Origin of the sequence: Chromohalobacter sp. HP20-39 (assembly GCF_033052815.1) — a bacterium.
GTDB lineage: Bacteria > Pseudomonadota > Gammaproteobacteria > Pseudomonadales > Halomonadaceae > Chromohalobacter.
The window spans coordinates 116022-126783 of sequence record NZ_JAWHTP010000007.1 but is presented as its reverse complement, the minus strand read 5'-3'; the positions used below and the strand labels follow the sequence as shown (position 1 = coordinate 126783).

At 58.3% G+C, this 10762-nt stretch carries 10 protein-coding genes; 8 read left to right on the top strand and 2 right to left on the bottom strand.

Annotated features, from left to right (window positions below; translation table 11 throughout):
• Positions 1-209: 209 nt before the first annotated feature.
• Both RVY79_RS13950 and RVY79_RS13945 read left to right on the top strand, forming a co-directional pair.
• Positions 210-1481: an ATP-binding protein gene (locus tag RVY79_RS13950; protein WP_317464934.1), complete on the top strand. Its 1272-nt coding sequence runs from the start codon at positions 210-212 to the stop codon at positions 1479-1481.
• 17 nt (positions 1482-1498) lie between these two features.
• Positions 1499-2038: a response regulator transcription factor gene (locus RVY79_RS13945; protein WP_317464932.1), complete on the top strand. Its 540-nt coding sequence runs from the start codon at positions 1499-1501 to the stop codon at positions 2036-2038.
• Between the two features lie 12 nt (positions 2039-2050).
• Here RVY79_RS13945 and RVY79_RS13940 read toward each other — a convergent pair whose 3' ends face one another.
• Positions 2051-2827, bottom strand: coding sequence for a 3-hydroxybutyrate dehydrogenase (locus tag RVY79_RS13940; RefSeq protein ID WP_317464940.1), 777 nt, complete (start codon positions 2825-2827; stop codon positions 2051-2053).
• A 134-nt stretch (positions 2828-2961) separates the two neighbouring features.
• Between RVY79_RS13940 and RVY79_RS13935 the strand changes: the two genes are divergently transcribed.
• The 3 genes from RVY79_RS13935 (at position 2962) to RVY79_RS13925 (ending at position 5108) form a co-directional block, all read left to right on the top strand.
• Complete coding sequence (locus RVY79_RS13935) at positions 2962-3795, top strand: inositol monophosphatase family protein (RefSeq protein WP_317464930.1); 834 nt, start codon at positions 2962-2964, stop codon at positions 3793-3795.
• Positions 3796-3914: 119 nt separating this feature from the next.
• Entirely contained in the window at positions 3915-4187 is a 273-nt protein-coding gene (locus RVY79_RS13930) for a GrxA family glutaredoxin (protein ID WP_317464927.1), read from the top strand.
• Positions 4188-4340: 153 nt separating this feature from the next.
• On the top strand, positions 4341-5108 hold the full coding sequence (locus RVY79_RS13925) for a DUF1338 family protein (protein ID WP_317464926.1): 768 nt from the start codon (positions 4341-4343) through the stop codon (positions 5106-5108).
• 9 nt (positions 5109-5117) lie between these two features.
• Here the strand turns inward: RVY79_RS13925 and RVY79_RS13920 are convergent, their stop codons facing one another.
• Entirely contained in the window at positions 5118-6461 is a 1344-nt protein-coding gene (locus RVY79_RS13920; protein ID WP_317464925.1) for an MFS transporter, read from the bottom strand.
• A gap of 484 nt (positions 6462-6945) precedes the next feature.
• Between RVY79_RS13920 and RVY79_RS13915 the strand changes: the two genes are divergently transcribed.
• The 3 genes from RVY79_RS13915 (at position 6946) to RVY79_RS13905 (ending at position 10707) form a co-directional block, all read left to right on the top strand.
• A complete protein-coding gene (locus tag RVY79_RS13915) occupies positions 6946-8895 on the top strand; it encodes an acetoacetate--CoA ligase (RefSeq protein ID WP_317464923.1) in 1950 nt (649 codons plus the stop codon).
• 85 nt (positions 8896-8980) lie between these two features.
• Entirely contained in the window at positions 8981-9868 is an 888-nt protein-coding gene (locus RVY79_RS13910; RefSeq protein WP_317464922.1) for an acyltransferase, read from the top strand.
• Positions 9799-10707 (top strand): LysM peptidoglycan-binding domain-containing protein, encoded by a 909-nt coding sequence (locus tag RVY79_RS13905; protein ID WP_317464921.1) that lies wholly within the window; start codon positions 9799-9801, stop codon positions 10705-10707. Before RVY79_RS13910 ends, RVY79_RS13905 begins: the two co-directional genes overlap by 70 nt.
• Positions 10708-10762: the final 55 nt, after the last annotated feature.

Here is a 10762-nt window from a genome sequence, read left to right as displayed (position 1 = left end):
CACCGCTGGCCACGAAGCCCGTCGCCGGCAGCGGATGCGTACTTTACGGCCCACGCGGACTGAACGCAAGAGGTTTTCGTACTGATAAATCCTTTCAGTTTGTACTCACTATATATACCAAGGGTGCGGCATTATCACCCTCCCCCTTTGGCTGTCACTATTGTCTCTATCGGTTATCCTGCCCTTCGTATCGCATGCCGGGAGCTTCCATGCACCAGCCCTTACCCCTCTCTACCCCCAACCGCAACCTAGTACGACTGACCATCGTGCGTGGCATCACGTGGACCGGTTTTCTAGGGGCAATCATCTTCGGGATCGAGATACTGGGCTTTCAGCTCCATGTAATGCCCGTCATTCTGGTCATCATTGCCATGGGGCTCGTCAACGTCGCCACATGGTGGCGCTTGGGGCGCCCGAGAGCCGTGACGGATACCGAATATCTCGTCCACTTGTTAATCGATGTGGGCGGATTGAGTCTCTTGTTCTACTACACAGGAGGTTCCACCAACCCTTTCATCACCTACTACCTAGTGCCGGTGACCATCGCCGCAGCAACACTTCCCTGGCGTTTCGCCTGGATCATTGCCGCCGCGTCTCTAGCCAGTTACACCACCATGATGCTGTTTTACGAGCCTGTCCCACAGCTCAGCAATGGCTTTGTAGGTACCGGGATCCGCCTGCACATCATCGGTATGTGGCTGAACTTCGGTTTATCCGCTGGGCTCGTGACATTCTTCATCTTCAAGATGGCACACGCATTGCGACGACGTGACCTCACACTCTCGCGAACACGCGAGACGGCATTGCGCAATGAACAGGTCCTCGCCGTAGCAACGCAGGCTGCCGGCACCGCCCATGAGTTAGGCACACCGCTCTCGACCATGGCGGTGCTGCTTAGCGAGATGAGGGAGGAAGCGCACGACAATACGCCACTCGTGGAAGATATAGACTTATTACGGCAGCAAGTCGACACCTGCAAGGCGCGCCTGCAGACACTAGTGGCCAATGCCGACAGGCGACGCTTGGCCAAGCCGGAAATCGCCGCAGCCGAAACCTGGCTGCGCGATGTACTGCAACGTTGGCTGGTCTTGCGCCCCGACGTGAGCCACAGCATCGATATCCAAGGCAAACGTGGCACCCCCTATATCGCTACCGATACCACGCTCGAACAAGCGATCATGAACTTGCTCAACAATGCGGCCGACGCCAATCCCATGGATATTTCCATCCTGCTCGACTGGACGCAGGATGACGTCATCATCGACATTCGCGATCACGGGCCCGGCGTCTCGATGAATATTGCCGACCAACTAGGCGAAACATTCATTTCGACCAAGAGCAAGGGCATGGGTATCGGCCTGTTTCTGACACACGCCACGATCAATCGCTTCGGCGGCGGTGTCAGCCTCTACAATCACGAAGAAGGCGGTACGCTTACCGAGGTCAAGCTGCCACGGGCGATTTCAGGCGACCCCACCTGACAGCAACGGAGAACATTATGTCAGCAGATGCCGAACGGCTATTGATCATCGACGATGACGAACAGTTTTGTCTTGTCATGGCCCGCGCCATGCGGCGGAGGGGATTCGAGGTCACGACCGCCATGACCGAAGAAGAGGCATTGGCCAGCGTGCGCCAGGCGCCACCGCACATGGCGACACTCGACCTGAAGCTCGAGCATTCTTCGGGGCTCAAGCTACTTCCCGAACTGCTGGCGCTGGCCCCAGCGTGCCGCGTTGTCGTGCTCACGGGCTACTCAAGCATCGCGACCGCCGTGGAAGCCATCAAGCTGGGCGCCGTCAATTATCTTTGCAAACCAGCCGACGCCGACGAGATACTGACTTCTCTGGAACGAGAAGGCGGCGACCCCGATATCGACATCGCCGATAATCCACCGTCCGTAAACCGAGTCACCTGGGAGCACATCCAGAAAGTGCTACAGGAACACGATGGCAACATCTCCGCCACTGCACGCGCACTGGGAATGCACCGTCGAACCCTGCAGCGCAAACTGCAAAAGCGTCCCGTGAAGCGTTAATCGCGCCTCCCATTATTGCGCAGTCCAACCAAGATCCATGCTCCAGCAGGCCCCGGTAACCGCGCCGGCCTGCTCCGACGCTAGATAACTGACGAGTGCCGCCACTTCGCAGGGCTCGATAAGGCGTTTAATGGCGGCATTTTTCAGCAGCACCTCCTCAATCACCTGTTGTTCGTCCATGTCATTAAGACGCGCTTGATCCGCGATCTGGCCTTGCACCAAAGGCGTACGCACGTAGGCCGGACAGAGAGCATTGACCGTGATGCCTGCCTCGCCGCCCTCCAGAGCCGCCGTTCGCGTCAGCCCCACCAAACCATGCTTGGCACTGACATAGCCCACTTTGCCCGGCGATGCGACGCTGGCATGAATCGATGCCATGTTGATGATCCGCCCCCACTGTCCTTGACGCATATGGGGCCATACCGCCTGCATCAGCAAGAAAGGAGCCGTCAACATGAGATCGATGATCTGACGCCATTTCGCTTCGGGGAAATCTTCCAACGCTTCCACATACTGAATGCCTGCATTATTGACCAATATGTCGACGTGCCCGAAACGCTTGATGGCTTCTGCAACCGCGCCCCGACACGCTTCGGGGTCAGTGAGATCCGCATGATAGAAGACGGCACCCGCAGCTTCTGCAATCTCCACGCCTTGCGGATTGGCATCCACTGCCAAGACTTGCAAACCCTCTTGGCAGAACTGCTTGACCACCGCTTCACCGATACCGCTGGAACTGCCGGTCACGATCGCGACACGCGGATGACCCAGTGTAGAAGGGGCTGCCATAGCACTCTCCTCGATGACGACATGAACTGCATTCAGAATAAGACGTGAGTTGCGGCGTATGCCAGCATCACTTACGCCATGCGACAGGCCTGTTAGACTAAAGCCAACAGAACGCATTGATCCTAGGAGACCACATGGAGCCTTCCCAACGGCTTGCCGAGGCCGAGCGCATCGCACGACTGGCAGGAGAGCGCATCGTGGCGGCGCGCGAGTCGCAAGCGTTTCAGCAGCGCTACAAAAGCGGCGACGAGCTCGTGACTGACGCCGATGTCGAAATCGATCGGCTCATCGCTTCCGAGCTCGATGCCCACTTTCACGACGATGCACGCCTTACGGAAGAGATTTCCCCAGACCGCGACGTGCTCGAGAACAACGGCGCCGTATGGATCGTCGATCCCATCGACGGAACGGTTAATTTTGCCTATGGACACCCCCATGTAGCGGTATCCATCGCCTGGGCATCGGAGGGAAAGCTGCGCCTGGGCGTCGTGCATGCTCCCTTCCTGGGAGAAACCTTCACAGCCATGCGCGGCGAAGGCGCTTGGCGAAACGGCGAGCCCATTCAGGCCAGCCATGCGAGCGAATTGCCACGCAGCTTGGTTGCCACGGGATTCCCCTATCGTCGCGATGCTCGCGCGCCCTTGCTACGTCGTCTCACCGGTGTGCTCACCAGTTGTCGCGACATACGCCGCAATGGGTCGGCCGCACTGGATCTCTGCCACGTCGCTTGCGGTCGTCTTGATGCGTATTATGAAAGTGTCTCCCCCTGGGATTTTGCTGCGGGTTTGCTAATCGCCCGCGAAGCAGGCGCCAAGACCGGACATCTTTATCAATGTCCCGACCGCATCCCGGCCGAGCTATATGGGGAAAACATGCTGGTAAGCACCCCCAGGATATATAATGCGTTGCGCGACATCCTGTTGAAGGCCGATGAGGGCCGCCTCGACGAAATCGAAGCACAGGGTTGACTCGTCATAGAACGCCCCCATTGCGTGCGTAGCAAGACTCTATTGGCAGATTCTCGATATTGTCGGAACAATGGACATTAAATTCATGGCATACAATCCCATTAATTAAAGGAATCCTTATGTTGACAGTGATTTTCGGCCGCCCCGGCTGCCCCTTCTGTGTACGCGCAAAGGAGCTCGCCGAGCAACTCAGCGAAGCACGCGATGATTTCGATTTCCGTTACATCGACATTCACGAAGAAGGCATCACCAAAGCCGACATGGAAAAGACCATCGGCAAGCCTGTCGAGACGGTACCGCAGATATTCATCGGTCAGACCCATATCGGCGGTTTTACCGAGTTCGAGCAGCACGTACGTGATAACGAACTGATGCCTGCCACTCAGAGCTGACATTCGCTTCAGCGCCAACACACCTACGTTAGTTGGCGCTGCTCTCCTTACTTCGGCTCTCTGCCCACGTCTTGGAGCGTTGAATCTACATCCGCCTACGCAGTGAGAAAGCACTACACTGAGTGCATTGCGACAGGAGGCGAGGTGTCAGTCATGCAACGCGATGAATTCCTGCAGCAACTTTGGCTCGACTATATTCATTGCCATCCCGATATAGGGGCCCTATCGCTCTGGCCCCCCGATATCCACGCCGAGTATTGCGTGCTGGTGACGGTCAATCGCGAGCCCTACCAGGCACAGCGCTTGCTCCCGGCACTTTATCATTTCGGTTATCGACGCGTCGGTCACCACGCCATGGCCGATCGCGGCGTACTGGCCAACATGCTGAGTCCAGGCAATGACGATGCGTGGATCGTGCTCATTGAGCTGCAACTGGACACATTGACCCAGACGCCACGCCATCACCTGGAGGCACTCATCAAGCAGTCTCATCCGCAAGATAGTCGCGGCCAAAACCTGCTTTCTCGAGGCCGCCCTTGGCCCATGCCCGACTGGGCGACTTATCAGCAACTGCAGGCGGCCCACCCACTTGCCGCCTGGCTCGCAATCATGGGGCCGCGCATGCATCACGTCGGCTTCGATTGTCAGCGATTAGGACGCGAGATCACCGAATACGCCGACGTCATCGCTGAGGCTGGGCTAAAGTCTGGCGATCAGACAGATGCACTTCTGCCGATCTCCCCTCTACTCGAACATCGCTACTATGCCTGCTGCACGCAGCGCGCTGTGTTCGCAGCGGGAGACGAGCACCGCGTCACCACCGGTGGGCTGGCACTCGTACAGAAGCGACTGCCAGGAACTCGTGAACGAGCGGCGGAACTCTTGTTGCCACAGCACACCCGCTGCGAGCTCAGTGCCTAGATAGCTCCTTCATCGTGCTTCTTCTTCTGCTTCCGGCTGTGGTTCACTACTGTCATATGATGCCCAATCGTCTTCGTAGTAGGACTCGAAATCGAACTCAAATTGCTGAGGCTCGAAACGTGGATCCATCTCACTGAGATAATGCGTCGACTCCACCATGGGCACCGCTGCCACATAAGGCTCTTGCTCCACCTCCGACGGAACTCCCTTGGTGCCATGGAGCCTCACCATGACGAACATCGCCAGTGTCAGTGCGGCACCGCCCAAGAATAGCCATAGCCCGTCTGGACCAGTCACTTCCATGATTACAGAAGCGCTATAAGGCCCGATAACCGAGCCGATGCCATACCAGATCAACAGCTTGGCATTGGCCTGAATGGTTTCCTCGGGATCGAGCCAGTCGTTGGTGTGCGACAGGCTCAAGGAATAGAGCGTGTGCAACATCGCGGTATGGAAGCAGGCCACCACCAGTAGCACCCAGAAGTCGAATCGGGCCGCCACCGAAATCATGACTCCGGTCACCGCCATCACCAAGGCCATACAGAGGATTACCTTGCGACGATCAAGGCGGTCGGAGACACGCCCCAGCGTCCATTGGGCCACCAGGGCCACCAGTGTCGTGATCGCCATGAACTGCGCCGTTTGCGCGGTCGAAAGACCAATCTCCTGTCCGTAGTATGGCGTCATCGCAAAAAAGGACTGAACCATCAGCCCCGCTGTGAAGGCCCCGACCAGCCCGACCGGCGCACGGCGATACAATTCTCGCAGCGAGATTTTGCTGGAGACCTCATGCGACGAGCGCGCCGGACCATGTATCCGGTAAATCGACAACGGCACCAGCGACAACGTGAACAGGATCCCCGAGACCGAAAACAGCACGAATGTTGCCGGGTCGGCGACATTGAGCAGCCATTGCCCAACCGCTAGGGAAGATGTCGAGATGACCAAGTACCACCCCAGCACGCGCCCCCGGTTATCGTTCGTCGACTCACCCGAAACCCACGACTCCATGACCATCAGCAAGCCTGCAGTCGCCGCACCGCCAAACAGTCGCCACACCAACCATGCCCAAGGGTCCACCCATAACCCATGCAGCATCGCCGTCACCGCCAGTACGGCTGCACAAGCCGCAAAGACACGAATATGCCCCACCGTGCGGATGCGCTTCTCGATCAGATAACTCCCGATCACGAAGCCCAAAGAGAAGCTCGACATCAACAAGCCCGCCATCTGCGAGGGGAAGCCCTCCAGCGACATGCGCACCCCAAGCAAGGTCATGATCAAGCCATGGCCGAGCAGGAAACTGATTTCACTGAGAAATAGAATGGGCAGGGTTGCGGGCAAGCTGCGCAAATCGACCTCCTGGCGATATAAGTGCCGTATGGGTTCGGCATGCCTCCCTGAGGCATGCCCGGGCAATGTGTTGGCAAGCGCACTAGTCTACCTGCTAGCGCGCATGACGACATCTACTACTCCCTGGATATCGCCGACCCAGCGTCCAGCATAGACGGTCAGATATGCCCTTTTCAGGGGATGAGAAAAACCATCCACAAAAACTGTGGATAACACTGTGCATGAGCGTCGTCGAAGCCGCTATTCCGACTTGTCGTTTCCCACCTCGCCTTGGATTGGTCAGATTTTCATCATCTCCCTGTCATCATGACGTGAGACGCACGCAGCGCTATCGCACTCCCCCTTTGGTCGAGTGGACAGTAAGCTACCGACTTGTTTTTAATACTATCATGGTGCAACGCAACATCTTCGCGCAGCTTCCCCATGCCGCTCCATGAGACGTCGCCCTGAAGACAGGCGGCGGTGCAGATGACTCGGAGGTCACATGACCACGCCCCTTTGGGAGCCGTCGACGACGGCCATACAAAGCACGCAAATGTATGCGCTGATGCAGCGCATCAACCGCGAGCACGGCGCATCGCTGGCGGACTACGAGTCACTGCATGCATGGAGCGTCGAGCATCTGGACGCTTTCTGGGCGCTCCTGTGGGATGAGCTCGACATCCTCGCCGAGCGGCGTGGCGATGACATCCTGGTGCGTCCCGATGCCATGCCTGGCGCACGCTGGTTCCCGCAAGCCCGCTTGAATTATGCCGCCAACATGTTGCGTCGGCGTGACGAACATCCCGCCTTGATCGTTCGTGATGAACGCCTGCGACGACGCGTCATCAGCTATGCCGAGTTATACGCCAGCGTCGCCAGGCTGGCCCATGCGCTCAAGGCCAGCGGTGTCACAGAAGGGGATCGCGTCGTGGGCTTCGTGCCCAATAGCGAACATGCCATCATCGCTTTGCTTGCCTCGGCCAGCCTTGGCGCGGTGTGGTCTTCCTGCTCGCCGGAATTCGGATTCAACGGTGTATTGGATCGCTTTGGGCAAATCGCCCCCAAAGTATTGATCGCCACCGATGGCTATACCTGGAACGGCAAGGCCATCGACACTCGGGCGCGCATCGCCGATATTGCCAATTCCATCGACTCGCTCAAGCATGTCGTGGTCTTTCCTTTTCTCGAAGACGCCCCGACTCTCGATGATATTCCCCGCGCCATCGCCTGGGCCGACTACCTGGATAACGATGCCAACGAAATCGACTTCCAACCACTGCCCTTCGAGCACCCGCTTTACATCCTCTACTCCTCGGGCACCACGGGGGTCCCCAAGTGCATCATCCACTCGACGGGCGGCACCCTGTTGCAGCACCTCAAAGAACACCGTCTGCATACCGATGTCGACGCCGACGATACCTTCTTCTATTACACCACCTGTGGCTGGATGATGTGGAACTGGCTGGTGTCCGGGCTCGGCTCCGGCGCCACGCTATTGCTCTACGATGGATCACCGTTTGCCCCCCATCCCGAGACCTTATGGCAAATCGCCAGCGATGAGGGCGTCACGGTCTTCGGCACCAGCGCCAAGTACCTCCAGGCCTGTGAAAAGGAAGGCTTGGCACCCGGCAAGCAATTCGACCTTTCTCCCCTACGCGCGCTGCTCTCCACCGGTTCGGCACTGCCCCATGAGTCATTCGATTACGTCTATGCCGAGATCAAGCACGACCTCATGCTGGCCTCGATATCCGGGGGAACGGATATCGTGTCCTGCTTCGCACTAGGATGTCCGATCCGCCCTGTCTACCGTGGCGAACTGCAATGTCGCGGGCTCGGCATGGCCGTCGACGTTTTCGATGATCACGGACAAAGCGTCACTGGCGACAAGGGGGAACTCGTCTGTAAACGCCCCTTCCCCTGCATGCCCACCGGCTTCTGGAACGACCCAGACGGGGAGCGTTATCGCGACGCTTACTTTTCGACCTTCCCAGGTATCTGGGCGCATGGCGACTACGCTGAACTGACACCCCACGGCGGCGTCATCATCCACGGGCGCTCGGATGCCGTCCTCAACCCCGGGGGTGTGCGCATCGGCACCGCCGAGATCTACCGGCAAGTCGAAAAGGTAGACGGTGTGCTTGAATCGCTATGCATCGGCCAGACTTGGCAGAACGACGTGCGCGTGGTCCTTTTCGTCCGTATGCGTCCTCATGTCGTGCTCGACGAAGCCAAGCGCGACGAAATCCGACGCACGGTACGCCTGCATACGACCCCGCGGCATGTACCCGCGAAGATCATTGCCGTGGAGGACATCCCCCGCACGCTATCAGGCAAGATCGTCGAAGTCGCCGTGCGCAACGTCGTCCATGGCGAGTCCGTCAAGAATCGCGATGCGCTTGCCAACCCTGAAGCCCTTGAGTTCTTCGTCGAACTCCCGGCGCTCGCCGAGTGACACGCACGCCATCGCCTTGCCTGAGACTGGGCAGCCGCTACACGATCCAGTAGCATAAGTTGCCAAGTCATTGAAGGAGAACGGCATGGCGACCCTCAAGGGGCTGACAAGCGTGCTGTTACTGATCGCCAACACGCTTTTCTGGAGTGTGCCGCTTTATCTGCTGACGCTCCTCAAGCTCGTGACGCCGACGCGGCGTTTGCGCCTACGCGTACTGGCGGGACTCAACGCCATCGCCCTGGCCTGGATCGCCACTAACAACTGGTGGATCCGTCATTGGGTCAAGCCACGCATCACCGCGCACTTACCCGAGGGACTGTCTCCTAGCCAGTGGTGGCTGGTCATCGCCAACCACCGCAGTTGGACGGACATCTTCGTCATGCAGTACGTGCTGTACGGAAGGACCTCGATGCCCAAGTTTTTTCTCAAGCGCGAGTTGATCTTCGTCCCGGTCATCGGCCTTGCCTGGTGGGCGCTCGAATTTCCTTTCATGCGTCGCTACGCACGTAGCGAGCTTACTCGGCAGCCAAAGTTGGCAGAACGTGACCGCCGCGCAACGCAACGCATGTGCGAACGCGCCCGGGAAATGCCGATGACGATCTACAACTTCGTCGAGGGGACCCGCTTCACCCCCACCAAGCGTGATCACCAAGCGAGTCCGTTTCGGCATCTGCTGCGCCCCAAAGCCGGTGGCACCGCGCAGGTCATAAATCTAATGGGTGATCGCCTGAGCGGCATTCTCGACATCACGCTTCATTATCGCCATGCGGCCCCGAACTTTTGGCATTTCCTTTGCGGCCGCGAAATCCCTGTACATATGGAGGCACGCCGACTCAACGTGCCCGACTGGATGAGCAATGGCGACTATCATCTGGACCCGCATTACAAGGAACGCTTCCATTCATGGTTGAACGCGCTATGGCAGGAGAAGGATCGTGCGCTCGCATCATTCCCCTCCTCCTCTTTGTCTTGATACTCGCCGGCTGTGCGGGGGGGCCAGGTGCCGGTGGCTATCGTGGCGGCAATATCGCCGGCAACTGGGTTTCCATTCAACGTGGCGACACGCTAGGGCAAATCGCCAAGCAAGCAGGAGTCCCCCTGCTGCGCTTGCAGCGGTTCAATCCCGGCGCCGATGCACGCCGCCTGGCCATCGGGCAACGCATCTTGGTGCCTACCCATCGTGAACGGGCACCAGGCGGAGGCCCATATCGCTATCAAGTACGTCCGGGGGATACTTACTCAAGTATCGCCCGACTATTTGGCAGTAGTGTCAAACGTCTTCAAGCAGCGAATCCAGGATTAGCGGCGAATGATCTGAATATCGGGCAATTAATCACGGTGCCTCTGGGTAGCGCGACGACGGGAACGTCTCCGACGGCGGCTTCCAGCCGTCCGACACGTAGCCGCTCACTTCCCGACCCGGGGGCGTTGCCCAGCAGTGCCCACGCTTGGCACTGGCCGCTCAAGCAATACCAGATCGCTCGTGACTACGGCACTGACTCATACGGCACTCTCCAGCCAATGTTGTTGTCGACCTCTGCCGATAGTCAGGCACTGGCCGTTGCCGACGGCACCGTCCGCTTTGCCGATAGCATGCGACAGTTGGGGCGTGTGGTGATCATTCACCACCGTGACAACATGCAGAGCGTCTATGCGCTCTGCCAACGCCTACTCGTCGAAGATGGTGATGAGGTACAGCAAGGCACGCCCGTTTGCGATGTCGGTCATCGACATGCCACGGGGCGCGATGACCTGCTATTCGATATCCGTCATGGCGGAAAACCCGTCGATCCCAAACAGGTGCTACGCTAGACAAGAAATATCTGGCCCATCGACAATACGGCACTCTTGGTTGACGACATCGTAT